The 26061-nt window shown below is 59.1% G+C and carries 25 protein-coding genes and 2 tRNA genes; 13 read left to right on the forward strand and 14 right to left on the reverse strand.

Annotated elements, in window-relative coordinates; genetic code table 11:
- Nucleotides 1–58: 58 nt before the first annotated feature.
- The 4 genes from ACR3E6_RS10995 to ACR3E6_RS11010 all read left to right on the forward strand — a co-directional run bounded on the left by ACR3E6_RS10995 (nucleotide 59) and on the right by ACR3E6_RS11010 (nucleotide 5026).
- Entirely contained in the window at nucleotides 59–1357 is a 1299-nt protein-coding gene (locus ACR3E6_RS10995; protein ID WP_171723544.1) for a sugar ABC transporter permease, read from the forward strand.
- Nucleotides 1357–2154, forward strand: a complete 798-nt coding sequence (locus ACR3E6_RS11000) for an ATP-binding cassette domain-containing protein (protein ID WP_480487134.1) — start codon at nucleotides 1357–1359, stop codon at nucleotides 2152–2154. The genes ACR3E6_RS10995 and ACR3E6_RS11000 overlap by 1 nt, the downstream gene beginning before the upstream one ends.
- A 10-nt stretch (nucleotides 2155–2164) precedes the next feature.
- Nucleotides 2165–3472 (forward strand): xylose isomerase, encoded by a 1308-nt coding sequence (gene xylA / locus ACR3E6_RS11005; protein ID WP_171633489.1) that lies wholly within the window; start codon nucleotides 2165–2167, stop codon nucleotides 3470–3472.
- Between the two features lie 198 nt (nucleotides 3473–3670).
- Nucleotides 3671–5026 (forward strand): MATE family efflux transporter, encoded by a 1356-nt coding sequence (locus ACR3E6_RS11010; protein ID WP_171723658.1) that lies wholly within the window; start codon nucleotides 3671–3673, stop codon nucleotides 5024–5026.
- 10 nt (nucleotides 5027–5036) lie between these two features.
- On the opposite strand, the gene ACR3E6_RS11015 is transcribed toward ACR3E6_RS11010, so the two are convergent.
- The 8 genes from ACR3E6_RS11015 to ACR3E6_RS11050 form a co-directional block, all read right to left on the reverse strand.
- Nucleotides 5037–6134 (reverse strand): M56 family metallopeptidase, encoded by a 1098-nt coding sequence (locus tag ACR3E6_RS11015; RefSeq protein WP_171633486.1) that lies wholly within the window; start codon nucleotides 6132–6134, stop codon nucleotides 5037–5039.
- Complete coding sequence (locus ACR3E6_RS11020; protein WP_170346648.1) at nucleotides 6121–6516, reverse strand: BlaI/MecI/CopY family transcriptional regulator; 396 nt, start codon at nucleotides 6514–6516, stop codon at nucleotides 6121–6123. The genes ACR3E6_RS11015 and ACR3E6_RS11020 overlap by 14 nt, the downstream gene beginning before the upstream one ends.
- Nucleotides 6517–6581: 65 nt before the next feature.
- Complete coding sequence (locus ACR3E6_RS11025; protein WP_480487136.1) at nucleotides 6582–6983, reverse strand: DUF2160 domain-containing protein; 402 nt, start codon at nucleotides 6981–6983, stop codon at nucleotides 6582–6584.
- Nucleotides 6984–6991: 8 nt separating this feature from the next.
- Nucleotides 6992–7789, reverse strand: coding sequence for a carbohydrate ABC transporter permease (locus ACR3E6_RS11030; RefSeq protein ID WP_152457520.1), 798 nt, complete (start codon nucleotides 7787–7789; stop codon nucleotides 6992–6994).
- Nucleotides 7786–8649 carry a carbohydrate ABC transporter permease gene (locus tag ACR3E6_RS11035; RefSeq protein WP_152457521.1) on the reverse strand — a complete coding sequence of 288 codons (864 nt, stop codon included), beginning with the start codon at nucleotides 8647–8649 and terminating at the stop codon, nucleotides 7786–7788. Before ACR3E6_RS11035 ends, ACR3E6_RS11030 begins: the two co-directional genes overlap by 4 nt.
- Nucleotides 8646–9722 (reverse strand): ABC transporter ATP-binding protein, encoded by a 1077-nt coding sequence (locus ACR3E6_RS11040; protein WP_171723543.1) that lies wholly within the window; start codon nucleotides 9720–9722, stop codon nucleotides 8646–8648. Before ACR3E6_RS11040 ends, ACR3E6_RS11035 begins: the two co-directional genes overlap by 4 nt.
- Nucleotide 9723: 1 nt before the next feature.
- On the reverse strand, nucleotides 9724–10773 hold the full coding sequence (locus ACR3E6_RS11045; RefSeq protein WP_171613596.1) for an ABC transporter ATP-binding protein: 1050 nt from the start codon (nucleotides 10771–10773) through the stop codon (nucleotides 9724–9726).
- 82 nt (nucleotides 10774–10855) lie between these two features.
- Nucleotides 10856–12595: an ABC transporter substrate-binding protein gene (locus tag ACR3E6_RS11050; protein WP_480487139.1), complete on the reverse strand. Its 1740-nt coding sequence runs from the start codon at nucleotides 12593–12595 to the stop codon at nucleotides 10856–10858.
- Between the two features lie 245 nt (nucleotides 12596–12840).
- Between ACR3E6_RS11050 and ACR3E6_RS11055 the strand changes: the two genes are divergently transcribed.
- The 9 genes from ACR3E6_RS11055 to ACR3E6_RS11095 all read left to right on the forward strand — a co-directional run bounded on the left by ACR3E6_RS11055 (nucleotide 12841) and on the right by ACR3E6_RS11095 (nucleotide 21153).
- Nucleotides 12841–14202 carry a V-type ATP synthase subunit B gene (locus tag ACR3E6_RS11055; RefSeq protein WP_480487141.1) on the forward strand — a complete coding sequence of 454 codons (1362 nt, stop codon included), beginning with the start codon at nucleotides 12841–12843 and terminating at the stop codon, nucleotides 14200–14202.
- Entirely contained in the window at nucleotides 14180–14785 is a 606-nt protein-coding gene (locus ACR3E6_RS11060) for a V-type ATP synthase subunit D (RefSeq protein ID WP_210092149.1), read from the forward strand. Before ACR3E6_RS11055 ends, ACR3E6_RS11060 begins: the two co-directional genes overlap by 23 nt.
- Nucleotides 14782–16578, forward strand: a complete 1797-nt coding sequence (locus ACR3E6_RS11065) for a V-type ATP synthase subunit I (protein ID WP_480487143.1) — start codon at nucleotides 14782–14784, stop codon at nucleotides 16576–16578. The genes ACR3E6_RS11060 and ACR3E6_RS11065 overlap by 4 nt, the downstream gene beginning before the upstream one ends.
- The gene (locus ACR3E6_RS11070) at nucleotides 16575–17018 is read left to right on the forward strand and encodes an ATP synthase subunit C (protein ID WP_152457528.1); all 444 of its coding nucleotides are present in this window, start codon (nucleotides 16575–16577) and stop codon (nucleotides 17016–17018) included. Before ACR3E6_RS11065 ends, ACR3E6_RS11070 begins: the two co-directional genes overlap by 4 nt.
- On the forward strand, nucleotides 17018–17695 hold the full coding sequence (locus ACR3E6_RS11075) for a hypothetical protein (RefSeq protein WP_171633464.1): 678 nt from the start codon (nucleotides 17018–17020) through the stop codon (nucleotides 17693–17695). Before ACR3E6_RS11070 ends, ACR3E6_RS11075 begins: the two co-directional genes overlap by 1 nt.
- A gap of 1 nt (nucleotide 17696) precedes the next feature.
- A complete protein-coding gene (locus ACR3E6_RS11080) occupies nucleotides 17697–18389 on the forward strand; it encodes a hypothetical protein (RefSeq protein WP_209833501.1) in 693 nt (230 codons plus the stop codon).
- Nucleotides 18386–20227, forward strand: a complete 1842-nt coding sequence (locus tag ACR3E6_RS11085) for a V-type ATP synthase subunit A (RefSeq protein ID WP_480487146.1) — start codon at nucleotides 18386–18388, stop codon at nucleotides 20225–20227. Before ACR3E6_RS11080 ends, ACR3E6_RS11085 begins: the two co-directional genes overlap by 4 nt.
- Nucleotides 20228–20395: 168 nt before the next feature.
- A complete protein-coding gene (locus ACR3E6_RS11090) occupies nucleotides 20396–20662 on the forward strand; it encodes a DeoR family transcriptional regulator (RefSeq protein ID WP_210092153.1) in 267 nt (88 codons plus the stop codon).
- A 35-nt stretch (nucleotides 20663–20697) separates the two neighbouring features.
- Nucleotides 20698–21153 carry a DeoR/GlpR family DNA-binding transcription regulator gene (locus ACR3E6_RS11095; protein ID WP_480487148.1) on the forward strand — a complete coding sequence of 152 codons (456 nt, stop codon included), beginning with the start codon at nucleotides 20698–20700 and terminating at the stop codon, nucleotides 21151–21153.
- Between the two features lie 66 nt (nucleotides 21154–21219).
- On the opposite strand, the gene ACR3E6_RS11100 is transcribed toward ACR3E6_RS11095, so the two are convergent.
- The 6 genes from ACR3E6_RS11100 to ACR3E6_RS11125 all read right to left on the reverse strand — a co-directional run bounded on the left by ACR3E6_RS11100 (nucleotide 21220) and on the right by ACR3E6_RS11125 (nucleotide 26043).
- Nucleotides 21220–21294, reverse strand: a tRNA-Glu gene (locus tag ACR3E6_RS11100).
- Nucleotides 21295–21318: 24 nt separating this feature from the next.
- Nucleotides 21319–21393 (reverse strand) — tRNA-Glu (locus ACR3E6_RS11105).
- A gap of 98 nt (nucleotides 21394–21491) precedes the next feature.
- Complete coding sequence (recJ, locus tag ACR3E6_RS11110; RefSeq protein WP_480487150.1) at nucleotides 21492–23234, reverse strand: single-stranded-DNA-specific exonuclease RecJ; 1743 nt, start codon at nucleotides 23232–23234, stop codon at nucleotides 21492–21494.
- Between the two features lie 93 nt (nucleotides 23235–23327).
- Complete coding sequence (glpX, locus tag ACR3E6_RS11115) at nucleotides 23328–24311, reverse strand: class II fructose-bisphosphatase (RefSeq protein WP_171633455.1); 984 nt, start codon at nucleotides 24309–24311, stop codon at nucleotides 23328–23330.
- Nucleotides 24312–24380: 69 nt separating this feature from the next.
- Complete coding sequence (locus ACR3E6_RS11120; RefSeq protein WP_171633452.1) at nucleotides 24381–25667, reverse strand: homoserine dehydrogenase; 1287 nt, start codon at nucleotides 25665–25667, stop codon at nucleotides 24381–24383.
- Between the two features lie 127 nt (nucleotides 25668–25794).
- The gene (locus tag ACR3E6_RS11125; protein ID WP_171170524.1) at nucleotides 25795–26043 is read right to left on the reverse strand and encodes a hypothetical protein; all 249 of its coding nucleotides are present in this window, start codon (nucleotides 26041–26043) and stop codon (nucleotides 25795–25797) included.
- Between the last annotated feature and the right edge of the window lie 18 nt (nucleotides 26044–26061).

Genomic DNA, 26061 nt, shown 5'->3' on the forward strand with positions numbered 1-26061 from the left:
AATATCTCTGGCCCGCAAGGGTGGGCCAGAGATCATAGCTGAACATGAAAGATCGGATATGACCGAAACTTCGTCTCAGCCGGTACCCCAAAAAGCAAAGTCCAACCTGTTTCAGCAACTGGAACTGGATATGCGGCTATTGGGCATGATCGGCGCCTTCATCATCCTGTGCATCGGCTTCAACATCTTTACGGATGGCCGCTTTCTGACGCCCAGAAACCTGTTCAACCTGTCGATCCAGACCGTCTCGGTTGCGATCATGGCCTGCGGCATGGTGTTCATCATAGTCATGCGCCACATTGACCTGTCGGTTGGGGCGCTGCTGGCGACCACATCTGCCGTGATGGCGATGACCCAGACCGAGCTGTTGCCCAACGTATTGGGAATGGGTTTGAACCACCCTGCGACCTGGGCGATCACTTTGGTTGTGGGCCTTGTGGTCGGCACATTGATCGGCGCGTTCCACGGTTGGATGGTGGGGTATCTGACCATCCCAGCCTTTATCGTGACGCTTGGCGGTTTTCTGGTCTGGCGCAACGTCGCCTGGTACATGACCGACGGCCAGACGATCGGCCCGCTGGACAGCACGTTTCTGATGTTCGGGGGGACAAACGGAACCTTGGGAACAACCGTCAGCCTCCTGTTCGGCCTTGCCGCCACGGCTGTTGCGATCTGGGCGTTGTGGAGCGGCCGCCGGTCCAAAGCCGCTCATGGTTTCCCTGTTAAGCCGGTCTGGGCTGAAACAACGCTGGCCGGGATCATCGGCCTTGCCATCATGGGGTACGTGTTGATCGTCAACAGCTATGCGATCCCGACCCGTCGTCTTGAACGCATGTTCGAAGCGCGCGGCGAGACCATGCCGGAAGGGTTGGTTGTCGGCTATGGCATTCCGATCTCGGTCCTGATCCTGATCATTGTGGCGGTGACATTGACCGTCGTGGCCCGCAAAACCCGCTTTGGCCGCTACATCTTTGCCACCGGCGGCAACCCGGACGCGGCCGAGTTGTCGGGTATCAACACCCGTTTGATGACCGTCAAGATCTTTGCCCTGATGGGGTTCCTGTGCGCGCTGTCGGCGGTTGTGGCCTCGGCCCGGCTGGCCAATCACTCGAATGATATCGGAACGCTGGATGAGCTTCGCGTTATTGCCGCTGCCGTGATCGGTGGAACGGCGCTGTCCGGCGGCATCGGAACGATCTACGGCGCAATACTTGGCGCGTTGATCATGCAGGCGCTGCAATCGGGCATGGCCATGGTTGGCGTTGACGCGCCGTTCCAGAACATTGTCGTCGGCACCGTCCTGGTTCTGGCCGTCTATATCGACATCGTCTATCGCAAACGTCTGGGGGCGAAATGATGCAAGCTCAAGAAACACCGAACCAAGCTTCGGGTCGTGGGTCCGGCCAGCCTCCGCTGGTGGAAATGCGCGATATCTCGATTTCCTTCGGGGGTATCAAGGCGGTAGACCATGTGTCGGTAGATCTCTACCCGGGCGAGGTCGTGGGCCTTCTGGGCCACAACGGGGCCGGTAAATCCACCCTGATCAAGGTTCTTTCGGGCGCCTATCAGATGGACCATGGCGAAATCCTGATCGACGGCAAGAAGGTCGAGATCAACAACCCCCGCGACGCGCGCGCCAACAATATCGAGACGATCTATCAGACGCTGGCGCTGGCGGACAACCTGGATGCAAGTTCAAACCTGTTTCTGGGCCGCGAAATGGTCACGCCCTTTGGCCTGGTCAACGACGCCGCGATGGAGGCGGAATGCCGCAAGATCATGGCGCAGCTGAACCCGAACTTTCAGAAGTTCAATGATCCGGTCTCGGCCCTGTCGGGCGGTCAGCGTCAATCGGTGGCCATTGCACGGGCGGTGTATTTCAACGCGCGTATCCTGATCATGGACGAGCCCACGGCCGCACTTGGTCCGCACGAAACACAGATGGTGGCGGACCTGATCCAACAGCTTAAGGCGCAGGGGATCGGGATTTTCCTGATCGACCACGATGTACACGCGGTGATGGAGCTGTGTGACCGGGCCTCGGTCATGAAGAACGGGCAATTGGTTGGAACGGTCGATATCGCAGACGTCACCGATGACGATCTGTTGTCGATGATCATTCTGGGCAAAAAGCCCGGCGAAAAGACGGAATGAGGTAAGCGAAATGACGAGCGGTTTTTTTCAGGGAATTGAAGAAGTCCAATTTGAAGGCGAGGACAGCAAGAACCCGCTCGCATTCCGCCACTACAACCCGGACGAGATCATCTTGGACAAGCGCATGGAGGATCACCTGCGTTTTGCCGTGGCGTGGTGGCATTCCTTCGCGTGGGAGGGTGGAGATCCGTTTGGCGGCCCCACTTTCGAGCGCCCCTGGCACCCACAGGATGACATGGGCCGCGCCAAGATGAAGGCCGATATCGCGTTCGAGATGTTCCAGATTCTGGGACAGCCCTATTTCTGCTGGCATGATGCCGATATCCGACCTGAACAGGGGAACTTCGCCGAAAATCTCCACACGTTGAACGAGATCACCGACTATATCGGTGAAAAGATGCAAGTGTCCGGCACCAAGCTGTTGTGGGGTACGGCCAACATGTTCAGCCATCGCCGCTGGATGGGCGGTGCCAGCACCAACCCCGATCCCGACGTCTTTGCCTTTGCTGCCGCCACGGTGAAATCCTGCATGGATGCCACCCACAAACTGGGCGGCGAAAACTATGTGCTGTGGGGCGGGCGCGAAGGGTACGAGACGCTGCTCAACACCGACATGAAAACCGAGCTGGATCATATGGGCCGGTTCCTGAACATGGTGGTCGAGTACAAGCACAAGATCGGGTTCAAAGGTGCGATCCTTGTCGAACCCAAACCGCAGGAGCCATCAAAGCACCAATATGATTTCGATGCCGCGACCTGCATCGGTTTCCTGCGCAAATACGGGCTTGAGAATGAGGTCAAACTGAACCTCGAACAGGGTCACGCGATTCTGGCGGGGCACAGTTTTGAACATGAGATTGCCGTAGCCGCAGCCGAAGGGATGCTGGGCTCCATCGACATGAACCGGAACGATTATCAATCCGGGTGGGATACGGATCAGTTCCCCAACAACACTCCCGAGGTTGCGCTGGCCTATTACCACATCCTGAAAGCGGGTGGATTTACCACCGGCGGTACCAATTTCGATGCCAAGCTGCGCAGGCAGTCGATCGACGCCGAAGATCTGATCGCCGCGCATGTGGGCGGGATGGATATCTGTGCCCGGGGCCTGAAAGCAGCGGCAGCGATGATCGAAGATGGCGGATTGGAACAAGCGCTGGCTGATCGGTACACGGGCTGGAATACGCCCGAGGCGCAGGCAATGCTGACCTCTGGTCTTGACGAGATTGCAGCGCGGGTGCTGGCCGAGGATCTCAATCCAGATCCGCGCTCGGGGCGTCAGGAAATCCTCGAGAACTACGTGAACCGATTTGTTTGATCCCCGTGGGATCAGCCGGTCCTTAAAATAACTTGTGTACAATGCCCCGGTAACGCGTGAGTTTGCTTCAGCGTTGCCCGGGGCTTTCCCTTGCTGGGCGCAACGGCATCAAAGGCCCGTCGGGGTCGAACAAGTGGGGCGAGCAGGGTTTTGGCGGATCAATCGGCAGGCAAAGCGGTGTTTCTGAGCGGCAGTCTGATGCTGCATGTGACACGCATGTCATTGACCACCAGCATTGGCCTGATGGCCATTTTTGCCGTCGACTTTGTCGATATGATCTTCATCTCGATGTTGGGCAACGATGCGCTGGCGGCGGCGGTGGGCTATGCCGGGACGCTGCTGTTTTTCACCAACGCGATCAATATCGGATTGTCGATTTCCGCCGGGGCGCTGGTTGCGCGCGAACTGGGGGCCGGGCGGGCTGAACAAGCAAGGCATTACGCGTCCAGCGTGGCCGTTATCGGGCTGATTGCCGGGCTGACGACCTCGGGACTGGTCTTGTTTAACCTCAGCTACCTGCTGTCCTTGCTTGGCGCGGAAGGAGAGGTTCTGAGGCTGGCGACGCGTTATGTGTCGATCATCCTTCCGACCATGTTCGTGATGTCCATTGCGATGACGGCGATGGCCGTGCTGCGCGCTCATGGCGATGCGCGGAGGTCAATGATGGCCACGATCTACGGCGGAGTGGTGAATGCGGTTCTGGACCCGATACTGATCTTTGCGGTCGGGCTGGGGCTGGATGGGGCCGCTATCGCCTCGGTCCTGGCGCGGCTGTGCATGTTGGGGGCGGCGTTGTGGCCAGCGCTTCGGGTGCATCGGGGATTTGCGCACCCTTCACTGAAGCAGGTTGCAAAGGATTTGCGACCCGTGCGGGCGATTGCAATTCCAGCGGTGCTGACAAATGTCGCCACGCCGATCGGCAATGCAATCGTTGTGCGGGAAATCGCGCAATATGGAACGGATGCGGTTGCGGGCATGGCCGTGATCGGGCGCCTTTTGCCGGTGGCGTTTTCGGTCATCTTCGCTCTGTCAGGCGCGATAGGGCCAATCATCGGGCAGAATTTCGGGGCCGAAAAGTTCGATCGTGTGCGCGCTGCCTTTCTGGCAGGGATCAAGTTCACGGCCCTTTATGTCGTTTGCATGTCGGCCATTTTGTTTTTGCTGCGCGCCCCGATTGCAGATTTGTTCGCAGCCGAGGGCGAAACCCGAAGTCTGATCTATCTGTTCTGCGGTCCGTTGGCTTTGGCTTCGTTCTTCAATGGCGTGATCTTCGTGACAAATGCCAGCTTCAACAATCTGGGGCATCCGGTCTATTCCACATGGATAAACTGGGGTCGTCACACTATCGGCACTTGGGTTTTCGCGACGATTGGTTCACAGATCGCCGGCGCATCCGGCGTTCTGCTGGGGCAGGCGTTTGGAGGCGTCATCTTTGCAGTCATAGGCTGGGTTATGGTCGCGCGGGTCGTGGCGCGGTTGGAGCGCTCGCAAGCGCTCGAGCCTTTTTCAGATCAGGGTCGGCTTCATTCGCTGTTCGGGCGTCGCGGCTGGTGATCAGGTCGGATCAGTTCCCCTGATTGCGTGCTTCCAGCCGTTCCAGATTGACCACGGTTGACAGCATCAGGCGGTCATGGCTCCAGTCCTGCGTTTGCTGGATCGACGCAGACCCCAATGCAAGAAGGGTGGCGAAGGTCAATGCCATCCCCAGGAACAGAGCGGGCAGGGTGGGCACCGCCGGCTGTGCATCGGTCAATGCAAGCACGCGCTGACGCAGCACGCGCTTGGCCTTGCCGCCCGTCACAAACGCAACATTCAGAACGCGAGGATTGTTTGCCGAGATCGTACGCGCGCAATAATCCAGCAGGCAGGAAGTGTATTCGCGCGCATCGATCCGTTTGCGGGCCACCACGGACTGGTCGCATGCCAGTTCACGCAAGCGGCCGAACTGATACTTGAGCATCAGATAGGCTGGGTTCCAGAACAACAACGGGCGCAGCATTTCAAAGCCCAGTTCCCATTCCACGTCACCGGCCCGAACATGCTGAAGCTCGTGCGCCAAAGCAAAGCGCAGTTCGTGCGGGGTATCCAGCAGATGGCTTGGCAGAACGACATGGCGACGGCGCAATCCGCGCACAGCGAACGGTACGGTGATGCGATCCGAAAGACGAATGTCTACCTTGGCCGACTGCCGCCAAAGAAAGCTGGATTTGACTGTCTGACGGATCATCGCCGCGTCCCTCAGAGCGCGGGCCGCAAACAGGGCGGCGACCAAAACAAGCAGCGTTGCAAGGGCAGTGATCACCGGCTGTTGCCCTGACAATGCAAGGTCCACCCACCGTTCACGGGTGTTCAGCAAGGCCTCGAACTGGGTGGCGGGCATGGCGATATCGCCGCGCAGATAGGCGGCAACGGCGATGTCGCCAAGCGCCATGGCGCTGCCCGGCCATGCGTAAGAGGCGAATGATGACACGCCCAACGCAAGAAACGGGCTGATCAGGACGCACACGCACAGCGCCTTGAGCGCACGCAACTGCGCGACATAGCTGTGGCGCAGGGCTGTTCGGGTCAGGGCTGCGCGGGCCGCCAGCCAGATGACGGCTGACAAGGCCAGCACGATGTTGAGTTCGATAAACGTGTCGAGAACCGGTCTAACCGCTGTCATTTTGCAGTCTCCTTTCTACCAGTGCTCGAATTTCCTCCAGGTCGGCTTCGCTCAGCCCCGCATCATCGACAAGCCGGGCCACCAGTGTGGCGGGTGTGTCGTCGAACAGAGTGCGGGACAGGTTTTGCAAAGACCGGGCCTGATATCTGTCCTTTTCCAGAAGCGGCGTATAGATCAGGGTCTTTCCTGTCTTGCGGCTTTCCACAAAACCTTTCTCGTCCAGAATGCGCAGGATCGTGGCACCGGATGTATAGGCCAGATTGCGCTCCGAAGGCAGGCGGTCCAGGACATCTCGCACCGAGCCTTGCCCGAGGGCCCAGAGCTCGTTCATGAACTCCAGTTCAACCTCGGTCAGCAGATTTGTTGTCTTTTTCTTTCGCATCGATCTCGGTGTTGTCATGTTTAGTATGCCTGACAGACAAGCATCCTTTCGCGATTTCTCAAAGTCTAAACTTTCCAGAACACAAAAACGCCCCAGCCGATAGACAGGAAAAGAGGTGTCCATACCGGCTGCCCGACAAGGCCCAGCCAGGCGAGGAAGATATAGGCGGACCCCAGAAGGGTGATGAAGAGCCGATCGCCCAATGTGGTTGTCAGCCCCAGTACACCGCGCCGTTCTATGCCATCGCGATACTTGAAGCCCTCAAGAATGCCAATCAGTGCGATGGCCGAAAAGATGCCGACAAATACGGCAAGTGTCGCCGGGGTCCAGGCCATCCAGAAGTCGGGCCACAGTGGCGCAGTCCAGGAAAAGCCTTTTTCCTCTTGCTGGCCGACGCTGCTCCATCCGGCCTGCTGGGCAAAGGTCGTGGAAGGCAGGAAAAGAAGGATGAGAAGAAGTTTACGCATATCGAACCTCACACACGTCCCATCGCGAAACCACGCGCGATGTAGTTGCGGACAAACCAGATGACGATGGCGCCGGGGATGATGGTCAGGGTGCCGGCGGCGGCCAGCAGGCCCAATTCATAGCCCGCGCTGGACGCGGTGCGGGTCATCACGGCGGCGATGGGTTTGGCCTCAACCGCCGTAAGCGTCTTGGCCAGCAGCATTTCCACCCACGAGAACATGAAGCAGAAGAAGGCCGCCACGCCCACGCCTGCTTTGATATTGGGCAGGAAGATCGTCACGAAGAAACGCGGGAAGGAATAGCCGTCGACATAGGCGGTTTCATCCAGCTCTTTTGGAATTCCCCGCATGAAGCCTTCCAAAATCCAAACTGCCAGCGGCACGTTGAACAATGTATGCGCCAGTGCCACAGCCAGATGCGTGTCGAACAGGCCGATCGAAGAATAGAGCTGGAAGAACGGCAAGGCGAAGACCGCTGCCGGGGCCATCCGGTTGGTCAGCAGCCAGAAGAACAGCTGCTTGTCGCCCAAAAACCGATACCGCGAAAACGCATAGGCAGCGGGCAAGGCAACGCTGACCGAAAGCACCGTGTTCAACGTCACATAGGTGATCGAGTTGATATAGCCCCAGTACCACGTCGGGTCCGTGAAGATGGTGATGTAATTCTCCAGCGTAAAGGTCTGGGGGAACAGGGAAAAGCCCGACAGGATCTCGTTCGTAGTCTTGAAGGACATCGCCACCAGCCAATAGATCGGCAGCATCAGAAACGCGATATAGAGGATCGGGATGAGAGACCGCTTCTTCATTGCGCGTCATCCTTTGTCATGAGGGTGTAGAAGAGCCACGAAACCAGCAGCGTGATGGCGAAATAGATCAGACTCATCGCAGCCGCAGGGCCAAGGTCGAACTGCCCCAGCGCGATCTTCACAAGGTCGATCGACAGCAGGGTGGTCGAGTTGCCGGGCCCACCCCCGGTCAGCACGAAGGGCTCGGTATAGATGTTGAAACTGTCCATGAACCGCAGCAGGACCGCGATCGTCAGAACCGTCTTCATCTTGGGCAGCTGGATGTAGCGGAACACCGACCATGGGCTTGCGCCGTCGATCTTGGCCGCCTGATAGTAGGCGTCCGGGATCGACACGAGGCCTGCATAGCACAGCAACACGACTAGCGACGTCCAGTGCCAGACATCCATGACGATGACGGTGATCCAGGCCGAAAGCGGCTGTTGCGTCATGTCATAGTTGATGCCCAGAACGTCATTCAGGAAATATCCCAACAGACCGATTTTGGGCAGGGTGAAGATGTTCCACATGGACCCAACGACGTTCCACGGGATCAGCATCGGCAGGGCCATCAGCACCAGGCAGACAGGCACCCAGAAACCTTTGCGCGGCATAGACAGGGCCACGATGATGCCAAGAGGCACTTCGATGATCAGGATCAGGAAAGTAAACAGGAACTGTCGTCCAAGTGCTGCCTGAAACCGGTCCGACCGCAGGATCTGTTCGAACCAACCCAGGCCTTCCCAGAAAAACTGGTTATTGCCAAAGGTTTCCTGCACCGAATAGTTGACCACTGTCATCATCGGCACCAACGCGTTGAACGCGACCAGTGCCAGCACGGGTAGGACAAAGAACCACGCTTTTTGATTTTCTGTTCTCATTGGGCCCGCTCCTCGGTTGCGATCCAGCCGTCGCGGTAGACGCGGGATTGTTCGGGTTTGAATTGCAGGAAGACCTGTGATCCGGGTTCGGGCGCGCTGTGTTCGGTCACGGCCTTTAGGGCGGTATTGCCGACCATCGCGCTTACCACAAAGTGGCGACCGATGTCGGAAACCTTGGTCACATGCGCCGGGATGCCGGTCTCGCCGAAGCCAACATATTCCGGGCGAATACCCAGATCGGTGCGGCCGCCATCACCATGAATGGGACCTTCCAGCATGACTTCGTGCCCTTCGAACAGGGCGCGGTCGCCGCGCGCTTCGCAAGGCAGCACGTTCATGCCGGGCGAGCCGATGAAATGGCCCACGAACGTATGCTGCGGGCGCTCGAACAATTCTACCGGGGTGCCGATCTGCACCACTTCGCCCTCTTGCATCACCACGACCTCGTCCGCGAAGGTCAGGGCCTCGGTCTGGTCGTGGGTGACATAGATCATCGTCGCCTTGACGCGCTGGTGCAGTTCTTTCAGCTTGGACCGCAGCTTCCATTTCAGATGCGGGTCGATCACGGTCAGAGGTTCATCGAACATCACCGCGTTCACGTCGTCGCGGACCAGGCCGCGACCCATCGAGATTTTCTGCTTGTTGTCCGGGCTGAGGCCGCTGGCACGGGTGTTTAGCATGTCGGTGACATCCAGCATCTCAGCGATCGCATCGACGCGGCGCTTGATCGACGCCGGATCGACGCCGCGATTCTTCAGCGGAAAGGCCAGGTTCTCGCCCACGGTCATCGTGTCGTAAATCACCGGAAACTGGAACACCTGTGCGATGTTGCGCTGATCAGGGGGCAGAGCGGTCACGTCACGGTCGTCGAACAGGATCTGCCCTTCGGACGGGGTCAGCAGGCCCGAGATGATGTTCAGCAGCGTGGACTTGCCGCAGCCCGACGGGCCCAGCAGGGCATAGGCCCCGCCATCACGCCAGGTCACGTCGATTTCCTTCAGCGCATAATCCTCGGGGCCTTTTGGCGACGGCATGTAGCTGTGGCGGAGGTTTGAAAGTTTGATCTGTGCCATGTCAGGCCACCCTTTTGCCGTCTTGGCCGAAATACCGGCAATGGGCCGGGTTCATGAAGAATGTGTGGTCCTCGCCCACCTGATAGGGGTGGACCCCGGCGGCCAGCGACACCCAGGCGTCCTCGCCATGCTGGAAATGCGCGCTGGAATCCGAGCCCGAAAGCTCGGTCACGATCACTCGGCCGGTCAGTTCCACGTCCGCGTCAGACGTACGGAACGGCGTCACGCGATGCGGCCGCACCGCGACCATGTAATCTCCGTCGGCCATGTCGGTTACGGCCCAGCCACCTCCTCCAGCCAGTTGCGCCTGCGCAGCGGAAACGGTGATGCGTGCGACATTGATCGGCGGGTCCGAAAAGACCCGCGCGGCGGCGATGTTCTCGGGGTTGCGATAGATGTCAGCGGTTGGCCCGAACTGGGTCACGCGGCCATCTTCCATCAGGGCGGTGTAGCCGCCCAGCAGCAGCGCCTCTTCGGGCTCGGACGTGGCATAGACCACCACGGCCCCGCGACCTGCGAACAGGTCGGGCAGCTGCTCGCGCAGTTCTTCACGCAGTTTGTAGTCAAGGTTGGCCAGCGGTTCGTCAAGGAACACGGCGCGGCTTTCTTTGGCAATGGCACGCGCCAGCGCTGTGCGTTGTTGTTGCCCACCCGACAGCTCGTGCGGGCGGCGGTGCAGCATCGGTCGCAATTGCAGCAGGTCGGCGGCCTCTTCCACGCGACCTTCGATCTCGGATTGCGCCATGCCTGCCACGCGCAATGGCGAGGCGATATTGTCGAATACGGTCATATGCGGGTAGTTCACGAAGAACTGGTGCACGAGGCTGATTTTTCGCTTCTGCGTATTCAGCCGTGTGACGTCCTGCCCATCCATCAGGACCTTGCCCGAGGCGATCGGGTCCAGCCCGGCCATCATCTTGATCAGAGAGGTCTTGCCCGAGCCCGTCGCGCCCAGCAGCACGTTGAAGTGGCCTGTTTGAAGGGTCAGGTTTGTGGGCTTGATATGTATGACGTTGCCGACCCTTTTGGTCGCGTCTTGAAGTTCGATCATGTCCGTGGGTTCCGGTCCTTCAGTGCAATGCACTGGTCTTGAAGTGGGGGTGCCTGATGCGGCACCCCCGGGTTTCAACGGCTTACTGAGACTGCCAGCGCTGAACCAGTTCGTCATAGTTGACGGTCTGGCCTTGCGGCTTTTCGTTCTCAAGCTTGGCCTTGGGCGAACCTGCTTTTTCCAACCAGAAGGACGGATCCTGCGGCTCGTTCAGGCGTGGACCGCAGCCGCCGTAGACACCGGCGCTTTCATCCGCGGCCTGCATCCGGGCCATGGTGATGTCCATCTCTTCGGCCAGACGATCCATCGCCTCTTGCGGGGTGAAGGCGCCCGAGTTCACGTCACCGATCTGCTGCCACCAGATCTGGGCCAGCTTCGGATAATCCGGCACGTTGATGCCAGTCGGCGACCATGCCACGCGGTCAGGCGAGCGGTAGAACTCGACCAGACCACCCAGCTTGGGTGCGCGTTCGGTGAACGACTCGTGGTTGACCGAGCTGTCGCGGATGAAGGTCAGACCCACATGGGACTTCTTCACGTCGACAGTTTTGGAGGTCACGAACTGGGCATAAAGCCAGGCTGCCTGGGCACGATCCGAGGGGGTCGATTTGAGGAACGTCCAGGACCCCACGTCTTGGTAGCCAACCTTCTGGCCTTCTTCCCAATAGGGGCCGTGCGGGCTGGGTGCCATCCGCCACAGCGGCGTGCCTTCGTCATCCACGGTGTTGTTGCCTTCGGACTTCGGCTTGACCATGTCGGCGGTGAAGGCCGTGTACCAGAAGATCTGCTGGGCCACATTGCCCTGGCTGAGTGCCGGCAGTGACTGGTAGAAGTCATAAGACGCGGCACCCGGAGGCGCATAGGCCCGCAGCCATTCATCCCATTTCCGGATCGCATAGACCGCAGCCGGACCGTTTGCAGCACCACCACGCGACACCGAAGCGCCAACAGGGTTACAGGTGCCCGCTTCCATGCGGATGCCCCATTCGTCGACAGGCACACCGTTCGGTTCGCCCGTGTCGCCGGCACCGGCCATCGACAGCCAGGCATCGGTCATGCGCCATCCGAGGTCGGGCGCGCGCTTGCCGTAATCCATGTGGCCGTAGATCGTGGTACCATCGACTTCTTTCACATCATTGGTGAAGAACTCGGCGATATCTTCATACGCGGACCAGTTGACCGGAACGCCCAGATCATAGCCGTACTTTTCTTTGAACGCGGCTTTGTTCGCCTCATCATCGAACCAGTCCTTGCGGAACCAGTACAGGTTCGCAAACTGCTGATCGGGCAGCTGATACAGCTTGCCGTCCGGTCCGGTGGTGAACTGAATGCCCATGAAGTCATCCAGATCCAGCGTCGGCGAAGTCGTCGCGGCCCAGTCACCGCCCATCATGTCCGTCAGCGGATAGGCCAGCTGCAAACGCGAATGGGTGCCGATCAGGTCACTGTCGTTGACATAGCCGTCATACAGGTTCCGACCCGTTTGCATTTGGGTTTGAACGGCCTGAACCACTTCACCTTCACCCAGAATCTGGTGGTTGACCTTGATGCCGGTGATTTCCTCGAACGCCTTGGTCAGAACCTCCGACTCGTAGGAATGCGTTGGAATACCTTCGGACAGGACGTTGATTTCCATACCTGCGTAAGGCTGTGCAGCTTCGATGAACCACTGCATCTCGGCCATTTGTTCGTCTTTCGACAAGGTCGATGGCTGGAATTCGTCGTCGATCCAACGTTGTGCTGCGGCTTCGTCGGCCCAAGCAGGACCGTGCCCCGCAATGACGGCAGCCGCCGCCACTGCGGAAAGTAGATGTCTCCGCATCTGTCTCCTCCCAAAAATTTATGGTTCTCCGGCGGAAACCGGATGACGCACAGCATCAGCGATTTCTTGCGTATGTGTCAAACTAAAAATTTAGTAATTGACGTTCAGGCATTTCGAAAGGGGCGGGGCCGAACTCGTTTGCCAATTTTTGAATTCGTTGTAAGCTAGGATTGTCATTACAAAAATTACCGCTGAGACGTGCGGCGCGAATTACGAAAAACGACTTGGAACAGTGAGGATAAGCAATGTCCCGAAGTCTGTTGAAGTACACGCGTGTTCTGGAAATCGTCGGGGACACAATCAAGGTCCGGGTTCCGATCCAGAACAAGGGGAGGCCGGCTGTCCGGTTCAACGACCTCGCTGTGATCGAGACGGTGGATGGCCGAAAAACATTGGCCCAGACGATCTTCATCGACCGGGATGTCGTCACGTTGCAGGTGTTTTCCGGCACCAAGGGCATATCGACCGAAGCAACGGCAACCTTTCTCGGTCACCCGATGCAGACACCTTATTCGGCCAACATTCTGGGCCGCGTTTTTGATGGCGCCGGTGTGGCCATTGATGGAGGCCCCGACCTGTCTGCGGAACCGCACATCGATATTGGCGGACCAACCGTCAACCCGGCGGAACGCGCGGTTCCAAACAGAATGATCCGCACGGATGTGCCGATGATCGACGTGTTCAACACATTGGTCGAGAGCCAGAAAATTCCGATCTTCTCGGTTTCAGGCGAGCCATTCAACGCGTTCCTCAGCCGAATCGGTATTCAGGCCGATGCAGATATCGTGATCTTTGGCGGGCTGGGGCTGATTTTTGAAGACTACCACACGTTTCGTACCTCGTTCGAAGATGCAGGTGTGTTTTCGCGCACCGTCATGTTCGTCAATCAGGCGATGGATCCTTTGGTCGAACGTCTGCTGGTGCCGGACATGGCATTGGCAGTGGCCGAGAAGTTCGCTGTGGAAGAGGGCAAACGCGTGCTGGTCCTGCTGACGGACATGACCGCCTATGCTGACGCGATGAAAGAGGTCGGCATCAGTCAGGAGAGGGTGCCATCTCAGCGCGGCTATATGGGGGACCTGTATTCGCAGCTTGCGCGCCGATACGAAAAAGCCTGTGACTATGCCAAAGGCGGGTCGGTCACGGTTCTGACCGTCACGACCATGCCCGGCAACGACGTAACCCACCCGGTGCCTGACAACACCGGCTATATCACCGAAGGGCAGTTCTATCTGCATTCCGGCGTGATCGATCCGTTCGGCAGCCTGTCGCGCCTCAAGCAGAACGTGATCGGCAAGACCACCCGTGAAGATCATGGGCAGATCATGAACACGATGATCCGTTTCTATTCTGAAAGCCGCGATGCCGCGCAAAAACAGGCGATGGCCTTCGACCTGTCAGACTATGATCACCAATTGCTGAAATTCGGCGGCCTGTTCCGGTCTCGGTTCATGGACATCAATGTTTCGATCCCGCTGGAAGAGGCGCTGGATGTGGGCTGGAAGACGCTGGCAGAGTGTTTTGCGCCGGAACAGTTGCTGATGAAGCAAGCATTGATCGACAAGTATTTCCCGAAGGATGCCAATGGCGCGGTTGCAGCTGAATAAATCGTCGCTTGCGCGCGAGCAGACGCAGCTGAAAAGCTATGAGCGGTTCTTGCCGTCGCTGGACCTGAAGAGACAACAGTTGATGGCTGAACGGGTCCGGGCCCGGGAAGAGGTCGACCGCCTTGAGCAAAATGTGCAGGCGTTGGTGCAGCAGGTTGGCGAAAAGCTGCCGATGCTGGCCCAGCAGGGTGTCGCTCTGGATGGGCTGGTCAAACTCAAGGACTACAAGGTCAAAGAGGTCAATGTGGTAGGGGTCAAACTGCCTGACCTTGATCGGATCGAGTTGGTGGTACGCCCGTATTCCGTTTTGGCCAAGCCCCATTGGGTCGATGCCGCTGCGCTTTTGCTGCACGACGTCATCGAAGCGCGGGTGCGGGTGAAGATTGCCGAAGAACGCGTTCGCATCTTCGACAAGGCGGTGGCCACCATTACCCAGCGGGTCAACCTGTTCGAAAAGGTTCTGATCCCGCGCGCCAAAGCCAACATCAAGAAGATCCGCATCTACCTGAGCGACGAACAGATGCAGGCCGTTGTGCGGTCGAAGATATCGAAACGCAAACACGCGCAGGAGGCTTTGATATGAGCGTTGCGCGTCTGAAAAAGATGTCTCTGATCGGGCCTGCTGCCCGAAAGGCGGAAACGCTTGAGGCGCTTCAGGCCCTTGGCTGCATGCATGTTTTGCCGCTTGTTCCCGCACCGAAAGAGCCGGAAAAGATCAGTGAGCGCGGTGCAAGAGAGGCGTATAAGGCATTGCGTTTCCTTGCAGAAGTGCCTGACCCGCGCCGCCAGGTCCAGCGTGCGCCTGATTTCGACATGGATCGTTTCGTGCGCGAGGTGACCGACCTCATGCAGCGCGTTCGGGATACGATGGACCGGCGTGACTTTCTGGCGCATCGCATCGCCCAGGTGCGACCCTGGGGTGATTTGGATTTTCCGCCGACCGATGCGCTGGCTGGCAACAGGCTGTGGTTCTATCAGCTGCCGCTGAAGCACCGGGATGCCATGTCCGAGGTCAAGCTTCCTTGGGCAATATTGGAGGAAGATCACCGGTACCTTTACGCCGTTCTGATTTCACCTGACGAACCCGATGATGGTGTTCTTCCTGTTCCGCGAACCCATGTCGGTTCGCTGCCGGTACACGAGCTTGAGGCCCGGTTGGAAGAGGCCGAGATCGCCCTCGAGGCGTTGGAAGCCGAACGCGTGGCGCTGACGCGCTATCTGACATTGATGCGCCGGAACCTGTCCGTCGCCGAAAGTGCCGCTGAGCTTGCCCATGCAACGCAGAAAGTACGCGACGAAGAGGCACTATTTGCTTTGCAGGGGTGGGTTCCCGTGGATCAGGTGGATGCTGTTCTTGCCATGGCAAACGCCAAGGGCTCGGCCGTCCTGATTGAAGATCCGGGGCCGGGCGACGCGCCTCCGACCTTGCTGGAGCAGCCTGAAAACCGCAGGGCCGCTGTCGATCTGGCGCTGTTCTATCAAGTGCCCGGATATCAGGACTGGGACCCCAGCGTCATCGTCTCGACGTCCTTCGCGATCTTCTTTGCCATGATCGTGGCGGATGCCGGGTACGGTGCTGTCATCCTGCTGGCGGTGCTGGCCTTTTGGAGACGGATGGACCGCACCGCTGGTCAAAGATCTTGGCGTCTGTTCGGCCTGATCATCTCGGCTGTTACGATATTTTACGGGGTCATGGTGGGCAGCTATTTTGGGGTATCACCGGCTGCGGACTCGATTTGGGCAAGGCTCAAGGTGCTGGATTTGAACGATTTCGGCGCGATGATGATGGTCTCGATCGTCGTTGGCGTTATCCACCTTGTCCTGGCCAACGCCCTTGCGGCCCGTGTGGCGTGGGGGCAACGCAAGGCGGTTGCCAATCTGGCCTGGATTGCGGCCCTGATCGGCGGGTTTGTCCTTTGGCTGGGCTACATGAACGGCAAGTCTCCGGTGCCGGGCGCAGCCATCCTGACCGCCGGCATCGTGGCGATTGTCCTGTTTTCCAGCGAGCGGGTCATCCAGCGGCCGATGGACTGGATCTGGCGTTTGCTCGAAGGGGTTCAAAGCCTTGCCGGGGCGATGGGCGCGTTTGGGGATGTTCTCAGCTATATGCGTCTTTTCGCGTTGGGCCTTGCTTCGGCCTCGCTGGCGATCACGTTCAATGATCTGGCGGTGTCGGTCATGCAGGCCCTTAGGGGGCCGGGCATTCTGTTTGGGTTGCTGATATTGATCATAGGTCATGTATTAAACTTCGCGCTCGCGATGATGAGCGGCGTCGTGCACGGCTTGCGTCTCAATTACATCGAATTCTTTAAATGGGGTCTGCCGGATGAAGGTGTCATCTTTCGTCCATTTGCCCGCAAGGAGGTTCAGGAATGAATGAGCTTGTTCTTACACTGGGTTGGCTGGGTATCTATGCGCCAATGGCGTTGGGGGCTGCGGCCAGCGCCATAGGGTGTTCGATCGCCGGTATGGCCAGTATCGGGGCCATGACGGAAACCGAGGGCGGCTATGGCCGTTTCGTGGGTGTATCCGCGTTTCCCTCAACGATGGTCATCTATGGGATCGTCATCATGTTCACCCTGAACCGCGACGTGACACCTGAAAACGCGGGCGGTCTGTTCGGTATTGGCATCCTGTCGGGTATCGCGCTGATGTATTGCGGCATCTGGCAGGGTCGGGCCTGTGCAGCTGCGATCAATGCGACCAAGGAAAAGCCCGAGATTTTTGGCCTTGCTCTGGCCCCTGCCGCGATCATCGAAGGGTTTGGTGTTTTTGCGTTCGTGTTTGCGTTGGTCATCAGTGCGGGGATCAGCTGATGGCACAAGACAGAACGATTGCGCATGGGGTTGACGCGCTGATCGACAAATTGCGCAACGATGGGGTTGCCGCTGGTCAGGCCGAAGCCGAGAAATTGCGCGCAGACGCCAAGGCCGAAGCCGCGCGCATCGTGGCAGAGGCAAAGCGCGAAGCCGATGAGTTGAAAAAGAAAGCCCGCACGGAGACAGATAATTACAGGGCCGCCGGCGAAGAAGCATTGAACACGGCGATGCGGGATGCCGTGCTGACCATGAAGGCGGGTCTGACGGATCGCTTCAGGGCAGACGTCGAACGCCTCGTGACCAAAGAGATGTCCGATCCCGAGCTTCTGAGGCAGATGATCCTCGAGGTGGTAGGCCGGGCCGGGGAAGGTGCAAATTTGAATGGCAGGGTTTCCGTCGTTCTTCCTGCCCGGGTCGCCACGCAGGAAGACATCAAGCAAAACGCCGATGACATTCAATCCGGCAAGCTGACAAAATATGTTCTTGGGCTGACTGCGAAGATGCTGCGCGAGAATATCGAGTTGCACGCAGCCGATGACGTGCAGGAAGGTATCCGCGTTCGCGCAGAAGATCAGGGTGTTGTTCTGGACCTGACGGATAAGGCGGTGGCGTCGCTGTTGATGGAGCATTTGCAGCCCCGGTTCCGCGCCGTTCTGGAAGGGGTCATCCGCTGAGATGTCAAAGCAGGACGCCTATATCGCGTTGATGTGCAGCCTTCCGGGTTCGGAACGGTTGTTCGTTGCCAGGCAGCCGCCCTTGTCACGTATCAGGCTGGACCGTCGATTGACGGCTTTGACACCGGAGGACAGCAAAGTTCTGAAGATCCTCGAGCACGCGTTGAGCTGGAACGCCTACGACATGGATGTCACCGACGCACAGGCGATCCAGCGCTGCAAACAAGCGATGGTGGACATCCCTCAGCCCACCTTGCGTAAACTCCTCATGGAACGCATGGAACTACGCTCTGTGGTCGCGGCGCTGCGATTGCGGAAACGCGGAGAACCAGCACCTTCAGGCGCATTCGGAGTCGGACGATGGAGCCGCCACATCCCCGCCAATTGGGGTGATCCCAGCTTTCGGCTGGAACGGCTCATGCCCTGGATCAAAGAGGCAACCCAATTGCTGGAAAACGAAGATCCGCTGGGTCTGGAACGTCTGCTTTTGTCGATAAGCCACAAGCAGCTCAAGCGGCACGCGGCTCGTCACATGTTCGATTTCGAGGCGGTCGCCATCTACGTTCTGATCTGGAACATCTTCGACCGCTGGGCGCAAAGCAGCGCTGCGGAAGCCGCCAAGAGATTTGAGAAACTGGCACAACAGGCCATGGCCGACTTTGCTGATGTCGATTTTGAGGGAGCAGGCGCATGACAGCCCCAATCTCAGCCAAACATTCATCGACCGCACGCGTCGTCCTGGTTCAGGAAGGGCTTGTGCGGATACAGGCCAATCCGGACGCGACCGGCCACCCCGGTCAACTGGTCAAAAACGAAGTGGTTTACATATTGCCTTCGCGTTCCGGTCCCGGTGGGCGTCAGGAAAGGCTCAAGGGCGAAGTGCTGCGCGTACGTGGGGATATGGCGGATGTTCAGGTCTATGAAAGCACTGATGGGGTGGCGGTCGACGACCCGGTGGAGCAATCAGGTCAGCTCTTGTCGGTAGAGCTGGGTCCGGGGCTGCTGGGGCAGGTGTTTGACGGGTTGCAGTCGCCTTTGCCCAAGGTGGCGGCAGCATTTGGTACCTTCCTGCCGCGCGGCGCAGATGTCGCGCCCTTGGATGAAAACGCGAAATGGTCCTTTACGCCGTTCGTTAAGGTGGGCGACACGGTCACTGCCGGGGACAGTATCGGAACGGTGCCCGAAGGCCATTTCAGCCACAAGATCATGCTGCCGTTCAACTGGACCGGCGCGTACAAGGTGGTCTGGGTGCAAAAAGGCGCGGCCACGATCCATGACATCGTGGCCCGCCTGGAAGACGAAGACGGTGGCGAGCATACGCTGACGCTTTTGCAGAAATGGCCGGTTCGGCGACCATTGCCGGAAAACATACTGAAGCGCGCACTGTCCGAGCGGTTGTATCCCACGGAACCGGTTCTGACGTCGCAACGGCTGATCGACACGTTCTTTCCGATTGCACGCGGCGGCACCGCCTGTATTCCCGGGCCGTTCGGTGCGGGCAAGACCGTGCTGCAAAACCTGATCGCACGGAACGCGAAAGTTGATATCGTGATCGTCGTGGCCTGCGGCGAACGTGCAGGTGAGGTGGTCGAGACCATCGAGGAATTTCCGAAGATGACCGATCCAACCACCGGTGGCAGCCTGATGGATCGGACGATCATCATCTGCAACACGTCATCCATGCCGGTTGCCGCGCGCGAGGCGTCGATCTTCACCGGGATCACGTTGGGGGAATACTACCGCCAGATGGGCTATGATGTCTTGTTGATCGCCGACAGCACCAGCCGGTGGGCGCAAGCCATGCGCGAGACCTCGGGCAAGCTCGAAGAGATCCCGGGCGAAGAGGGGTTCCCGGCCTATCTGGAAAGCTCGATCAAGGGTTTGTATGAACGTGCCGGGGCGCTGAAAACGAATGACGGCGATCTTGGCAGCCTGACGCTGATCGGAACGGTTTCGCCTGCTGGAGGCAATTTTGACGAGCCGGTAACCCAGTCGACCTTGTCGACGGTCAAGTGTTTCCTCGGGTTGTCATCCGAACGCGCCTACAAGCGATTTTATCCAGCGGTCGATCCGATGCTCAGCTGGTCTCGGTATACTGACCAATTGTCCGACTGGTATGACAGGAACGCCGAACCGGGGTGGACAGCCAAAGTGCGCACCCTGTTGGCCCTGATCGAAAAAGGCGAACAGGTCGATCAGATGATGCAGGTCACTGGGGAAGAGGGCGTCACAATTGACGACTTTGTAACCCAACAGAAAGCCTTGTTCGTCGATATGGTCTACTTGCAGCAGGACGCATTTGACACAGTCGATGCGACAGTGCCGCTTGAACGGCAGATAAAGACGTTCAAGCTTGTGTACGATGTGACGCAATCCAAAGCGGTCTTCTCGGACAAAGCCGAGGTAAGGCAGGTGTTTACGCAACTGACCGGGCTGATGAAAAACTTTCACTACGCGGCAGAAAACACACCCGAATACAAATCCACCTGGCAAAAGATCGAGAACCTGTGCCGAGAAAAGTTCGGAGGTTGAGACAGGTCACGGCGAATTATTCCGGTGATGCCCGAAGGCCGGAAATACCGCGCGTTGCAGAGGTTGCACCGGCTTGTCGTATGCAGCGATCCATGCCCTTATGATGCGAAACCAAGTATTCGGAGCCGGCAGTGAAATAAAACCCTAAACACCCATCGTGAACTGGAATTGCTTGACGCATTGCGGCGTCTGGGCGGGACGGCGCGCAACTCTGATTTGGTGAATGTGGTGGGTGTGTCCGCAGAAACGGTGCGACGCACGATCAAGTCCTTGTCCAAGGCGGGCACGATCGAACGGGTTCATGGCGGGGCCTACCTTGCCGGGGCGCAAGGGGATCCCGGTTTCTTTCGCTGCATTTCGCAACATGCCGGCGAAAAGCGTCTGATCGCGGTGCGTACGGGCAAAATGGTGCGGGATCAGATGACGGTTTCCTGAATGTCGGCTCGACCACGGCCTTTGTCGCCGAGGAATTGCGCCGGGCCAACCGTCTGACGGTTGTCAGCAATTCCATCGGCGTTGTGCAGACATTGGCAGGGATCAACGGAAAACGTGTGCATCTGCTGGGCGGAGAACTGCAAAGCGATGAGCGGGGCACCTTCGGCCTCGTCACCCAGAGGCAGTTGCAACGACATGCGTTTGACCTTGCGATCCCCAGCACGGATGCCACCTCGGACAACACGGGGTTTCTGTATCACAGCCCGGCAGAGGCAGATCTTGCCACAGTCGTGGCCGGTCGGGCGGATCTTCTTGTCATGGCCTCCGCGCATTTCAAATTTGGCGACAAGGCCCCCTATGTCGGGCCGGATCCGCGTCTGGTGCACACGCTTGTGACAGACGCGGCACCGAAAGGGGCGACGGCCAAGCCCTTTGACCGCTGGGGCATCGACGAACAGGTTGCGAAAGCAGGGGAACCTCATGCGGCGTGACACAAATCACGCGCCAGCAAAGACCAATCGTCAGATCAGAAAACAAAGGCTGAAGATGCGATGAAATGGTAGCCCGTAGGGGAATCGAACCCCTCTTTCCAGGTTGAAAACCTGGCGTCCTAACCGATAGACGAACGGGCCACTTGGTAGTGACGCAAGCGCAAGTGGTAGCCCGTAGGGGAATCGAACCCCTCTTTCCAGGTTGAAAACCTGGCGTCCTAACCGATAGACGAACGGGCCACGCTGGCTTGTGGAGGGCCTTTTACGGTTTCACCGTGACCCCCGCAAGCCGAAAAATGCAGGGATGAGAAAGTTTTTTATGCCGTCCGAGCGAGACGTCAATTTGCCTCTGCCGCGTCCTCGAGCCTGAGCTGTACGGATTGCCGCCCGCCCCAGGTGTTCACCTCAAGCCGGCCTGCAAAATGAAAGCGTGCGCCACCATGATTTGACAGTCTCTCGCCCATCGGACCGTCAAATGCACCAAAGGCAATCGCATCCATCCCACCACCCATGCCATCGGATAATGACAACTTCAGGTGCGTTTCCCCGACACGTTTGGCAAAACGCACCTGAAGATCCGGAAGTGCGTATCGCGGGGCAGGGGCTCCGGCGCCAAACGGTCCGGCCTGTTCGATCTGTTGGACAAGGTCCACTGTCGCGGCACCCGGCATGAGGGCGCCTTCCAGCTTCATATCGGCAGGGCCGCCCTGACCTGCGCCTTGTTTTGCCAGCAGCTCGCTGAGGCGTTCCATGGCGGGTTCCAGTTTGTCGCGCATGACGGTAAGCCCAGCGGCCATCTTGTGACCGCCACCCTTGACCAGCAACCCTTCGGCCGCGAGCCGCTGGATCGACGCCCCCAGATCTACGCCCGAGACCGAACGCCCCGAGCCTTTACCCTCATCACCGTCAAAGCCGATCACGATGGCCGGACGGTTGGCGGTTTCCTTCAAACGAGACGCCACGATGCCCACCACACCCGGATGCCAGCCTTCACCGGCGGCCCAGACCAGGGGCGCGTCGAGCCCGCGACCCTCGGCCTGCTCCATCGCGGCGGCGCGCACGGCGTTTTCAATATCCCGGCGTTCCGTGTTCAGCGCGTCCAGACGTTCGGACAGGGCTTGTGCCTCGTGCAGGGAATCCGTGCTCAGCAGGCGGGCGCCCAGATCGGCCTGCCCGATGCGACCACCTGCGTTCACGCGGGGGCCAAGCAGAAAACCCAGGTGATAGCTGTTGGGCGCCGTGTCCATGCGCGAGACATCGGACAACGCGACAAGTCCGGGGCGTTGCCTTTGCGCCATCACTTTCAGGCCTTGTCGAACCAGGGCGCGATTGGCACCGATCAAAGGCGCCACGTCAGCTACGGTTGCCAGGGCCACCAGATCCAGCATCGATATCAGGTCAGGCCCCTTTGCGCCTGCCGCGCGCAGCTGGCGGCCTGCTTCGACCAGCATCAGAAACACGACACCCGCCGCGCAGAAATAGCCCAGATCACCGCTTTCATCCTGCCGGTTGGGATTCACGACTGCAACGCAATCCGGCAGGGTTTCGCCGCCGAGGTGGTGATCCAGAACAATCACGTCCGCCCCCGTGGCTGCGGCAATCGGTTCATGGCTGAGCGTGCCGCAATCGACGCAAATGATCAGGTCGTGGCTGCTTGCCAGTTCCCGCATTGCCGGAACATTCGGACCATATCCCTCATCAATCCGATCCGGCACATAAAGCGTCGCCTGCAACCCCATCTGCCGAAGCCAAACCAGCAACAGCGCGGCAGAACAGCCGCCGTCAACATCGTAATCCGCGAACACCGCGATTTTCTGGCGATGGCGTACGGCGTCCAGAAAACGCGCCGCCGCCGTTTCCATGTCCTTCATATCGCGGGGATCTGGCAGCAGCTCTTTGAGCTTGGGCTCCAGAAAGCCGCGCGCCTCCATGACCGGCACGCCTCGACGGGCCAGAACCTGACATACCGCACGCGGCAGGTCGGTCTGTTGTGTCATCATCTCGGCAGCCCGTTCCAGCTCGGCTTCCGGGCCAACCCAGCGCCGCCCGGTCAGTGATTGTTCTACGCCAAGAAAACCCATTGCCTGCCCCTTGTGAACCAAGGCCGGATCCTTTCGGACCCGGCCTTTTCATCTTTTCCCAAATACTCCCGCCGGAGGCAACGGCGCAAGCCGTTAGGCGTTATCGTGCGGCCACGTGGGGGTGCGATACGACATGCGGCGTACGGACCCGGTCTTTGAACGCATCAGCAACGTCGTGGTTTCCACCCAACCCGGCTCGCGCTTGATGCGCGGCAACAGAGAGCCGCCGGTTACACCCGTTGCGGCAAAGATCACATCCGCGGTCACCATTTCATCGCGCGAATAGACCCGGTCCAGATCGGTGATGCCCGCCTTGGCAGCACGGCCCCGCTCGTCATCGTTGCGGAACAACAGGCGACCAAAGATCTGACCGCCCATGCATTTCAGCGCGGCAGCGGCAAGCACGCCTTCGGGGGCGCCACCCTGGCCCATATACATGTCGATGCCGGTCACTTCGCTTTCTGCGCAATGCATGACACCTGCCACGTCACCATCGGTGATCAGGCGGATCGATGCTCCGGTTTCGCGCACTTCGGCGATCATCGCCTCGTGACGCGGGCGTTCAAGAATGCAGACGGTGATGTCCGCTGGCTTGCAGTTCTTGGCCTTTGCCAAGGCTTCCACCCGTTCACGAGGAGACATGTCCAGATTGACGACACCCTCGGGCAGGCCCGGGCCAACAGCCAGCTTGTCCATGTAGACGTCGGGCGCATGCAGCATCGAGCCGCGCGGGCCCATGGCAATCACGGTCAGCGCGTTGGGCATATCCTTTGCGGTCAGTGTTGTGCCTTCCAGCGGATCCAGCGCGATGTCCACGCCGGGGCCGTTTCCGGTGCCGACTTCTTCGCCAATATAAAGCATCGGAGCTTCGTCGCGTTCGCCTTCGCCGATCACCACGACGCCAGCTATGTCCAGCAGGTTCAGCTGTTCGCGCATCGCATTTACGGCGGCCTGATCGGCGGCTTTCTCGTCACCACGCCCCACCAGCGAAGCCGAGGCCAGCGCAGCCTGTTCCGCCACCCTTGCCAGCCCCAGAGACAGCAGGCGGTCGTTGAAATCGGTTTTGGCAGCACTCATTGTCATGTATCCTCTGGTCATTTAAGCCGTTTCTATCGGCATAGCTTGCGTTTCGTACAGGTCGCAAGTTCAAACCTCTTCAATCCGCAACGCGACGGGGGCACCGGCAACCACATCCGTTTCCAGGAACCCGTCCAGCGCAACGTCCAGCGCGGCGCGGGTGGTTTTGTGGGTAACGATCAGCACAGGCGCCGTGCTTTCGGCATGGGCGTACTGGCGCATCCTGTCTATGGAAACGCCGGCATCGCCCAGAATGGCTGCAACCTTGGCCAGTGCGCCCGGTTTATCCAGCAGACCCAGCCGCAGATAATAAGGCGCTGGCAGGCCCGTGACGGCGGGCGCCGCAGCCTCAAGCGATTTGGCCGGTCGGCCAAAGGTCGGGATTTGCAGCCCGCGTGCCAGATCGCACACGTCGCCCATCACGGCGCTGGCCGTCGGGCCTTCACCCGCACCGGGGCCGCGCAGAACAACCTGTTCAACCGCGTCGCCTTCGATCACCACCATGTTGGTGCCGCCTTCCAATTGCCCCAAGGGCGAGTCGCTGGGCACAAGGCAAGGCTGCATGCGTTGTTCCAGCCCGCGCGCGGTGCGCTGTGCCACGCCCAGCAGTTTGATGCGAAAGCCCATATCCTCGGCCTGGTCGATATCGTCGAGGCTGATTTGCTGAATGCCTTCGATCTCAATCCCGTCAAAATTCGGCTTGGTGCCAAAAGCGATCGAGGCCAGCAAAGCCAGTTTGTGCGCGGCGTCGATGCCACCGACATCCAGATTGGGGTCGGCCTCAAGATACCCAAGTTCTGCACATTCATCGAAAAGGGCGTTATAGCCCTGACGCTGCGATTGCATCCGGGTCAGAATGTAGTTGCAGGTACCGTTCATCACGCCCATCACGCGTGTGATCTCGTTTCCGGCCAGCCCTTCGGTCAGGGATTTGATGACGGGGATACCGCCCGCGACTGCGGCCTCAAACCGGATGACGCGGCCAGCAGCTTCGGCCTGTTCGGCCAGTTCCTGCCCGTGAATGGCCAGCAATGCCTTGTTGGCGGTCACGACGTCTTTGCCGCTGGCCAGCGCGGCTTCGACCGAGGCCTTGGCCGGACCGTTTTCACCGCCCATCAGTTCGACATAGACATCGATATCGTCACGTTTCGCCAGCGCAACCGGGTCGGTTTCCCAGGCATAATCCGACAGGTTCACACCGCGGTCCTTGTTCGGATCCCGCGCCGATACGGCCACGATTTCAATCGACCGGCCCGTGCGCGCCTTCAGCAAATCTGCATGGCGGCGAACAATTTTGACGACACCCACGCCGACAGTTCCCAAGCCCGCAATTCCCAGCCGCAGTGCCTGTGTCATGTCGTGGGTTCCTTTCCGCTCGAAACTTGTCTGAATTCGGACGCCTGCCCGATCAGCGCTGCCTTATCGGGTTCAGGCCAAGGGTGCAATCCGTCACCGGGGGATTGTCGAGGTCAAATGTCACGCTTCAGTTGGTTTGCGCGTTTTGCAACGCCTGAGCCTTTTTCGCCAGCGCCTCGCTGCGCTGCGTCAGGTCTTCTTCCACCTCTGCGGCCTGGCTGACGGGATCAATCGAAGGCCCCAACGTTTCCTGCACCGGAATAAGACGCGGGTAGGGGGCCGATTTGACCGAGGCCGGTTCACTGCCTTCAAGTTCGGGAAAGTCTGAACACCCGGCAAACACAAGAATAATAGGCAGAACAGGCAGCAGTTTCATGTGGCACGCTTTTCGGTT

The sequence above is a fragment of the Ruegeria sp. AL3 genome, from assembly GCF_056536065.1.

Coding starts and splice junctions, on each gene's coding strand:
- ACR3E6_RS10995 (WP_171723544.1), top strand. CDS start 59: ATGACCGAAACTTCGTCTCAGCCGGTACCCCAAAAAGCAAAGTCCAAC.
- ACR3E6_RS11000 (WP_480487134.1), top strand. CDS start 1,357: ATGCAAGCTCAAGAAACACCGAACCAAGCTTCGGGTCGTGGGTCCGGC.
- xylA (WP_171633489.1), top strand. CDS start 2,165: ATGACGAGCGGTTTTTTTCAGGGAATTGAAGAAGTCCAATTTGAAGGC.
- ACR3E6_RS11010 (WP_171723658.1), top strand. CDS start 3,671: ATGCTGCATGTGACACGCATGTCATTGACCACCAGCATTGGCCTGATG.
- ACR3E6_RS11015 (WP_171633486.1), bottom strand. CDS start 6,134: ATGACAGCGGTTAGACCGGTTCTCGACACGTTTATCGAACTCAACATC.
- ACR3E6_RS11020 (WP_170346648.1), bottom strand. CDS start 6,516: ATGCGAAAGAAAAAGACAACAAATCTGCTGACCGAGGTTGAACTGGAG.
- ACR3E6_RS11025 (WP_480487136.1), bottom strand. CDS start 6,983: ATGCGTAAACTTCTTCTCATCCTTCTTTTCCTGCCTTCCACGACCTTT.
- ACR3E6_RS11030 (WP_152457520.1), bottom strand. CDS start 7,789: ATGAAGAAGCGGTCTCTCATCCCGATCCTCTATATCGCGTTTCTGATG.
- ACR3E6_RS11035 (WP_152457521.1), bottom strand. CDS start 8,649: ATGAGAACAGAAAATCAAAAAGCGTGGTTCTTTGTCCTACCCGTGCTG.
- ACR3E6_RS11040 (WP_171723543.1), bottom strand. CDS start 9,722: ATGGCACAGATCAAACTTTCAAACCTCCGCCACAGCTACATGCCGTCG.
- ACR3E6_RS11045 (WP_171613596.1), bottom strand. CDS start 10,773: ATGATCGAACTTCAAGACGCGACCAAAAGGGTCGGCAACGTCATACAT.
- ACR3E6_RS11050 (WP_480487139.1), bottom strand. CDS start 12,595: ATGCGGAGACATCTACTTTCCGCAGTGGCGGCGGCTGCCGTCATTGCG.
- ACR3E6_RS11055 (WP_480487141.1), top strand. CDS start 12,841: ATGTCCCGAAGTCTGTTGAAGTACACGCGTGTTCTGGAAATCGTCGGG.
- ACR3E6_RS11060 (WP_210092149.1), top strand. CDS start 14,180: ATGGCGCGGTTGCAGCTGAATAAATCGTCGCTTGCGCGCGAGCAGACG.
- ACR3E6_RS11065 (WP_480487143.1), top strand. CDS start 14,782: ATGAGCGTTGCGCGTCTGAAAAAGATGTCTCTGATCGGGCCTGCTGCC.
- ACR3E6_RS11070 (WP_152457528.1), top strand. CDS start 16,575: ATGAATGAGCTTGTTCTTACACTGGGTTGGCTGGGTATCTATGCGCCA.
- ACR3E6_RS11075 (WP_171633464.1), top strand. CDS start 17,018: ATGGCACAAGACAGAACGATTGCGCATGGGGTTGACGCGCTGATCGAC.
- ACR3E6_RS11080 (WP_209833501.1), top strand. CDS start 17,697: ATGTCAAAGCAGGACGCCTATATCGCGTTGATGTGCAGCCTTCCGGGT.
- ACR3E6_RS11085 (WP_480487146.1), top strand. CDS start 18,386: ATGACAGCCCCAATCTCAGCCAAACATTCATCGACCGCACGCGTCGTC.
- recJ (WP_480487150.1), bottom strand. CDS start 23,234: ATGGGTTTTCTTGGCGTAGAACAATCACTGACCGGGCGGCGCTGGGTT.
- glpX (WP_171633455.1), bottom strand. CDS start 24,311: ATGAGTGCTGCCAAAACCGATTTCAACGACCGCCTGCTGTCTCTGGGG.
- ACR3E6_RS11120 (WP_171633452.1), bottom strand. CDS start 25,667: ATGACACAGGCACTGCGGCTGGGAATTGCGGGCTTGGGAACTGTCGGC.
- ACR3E6_RS11125 (WP_171170524.1), bottom strand. CDS start 26,043: ATGAAACTGCTGCCTGTTCTGCCTATTATTCTTGTGTTTGCCGGGTGT.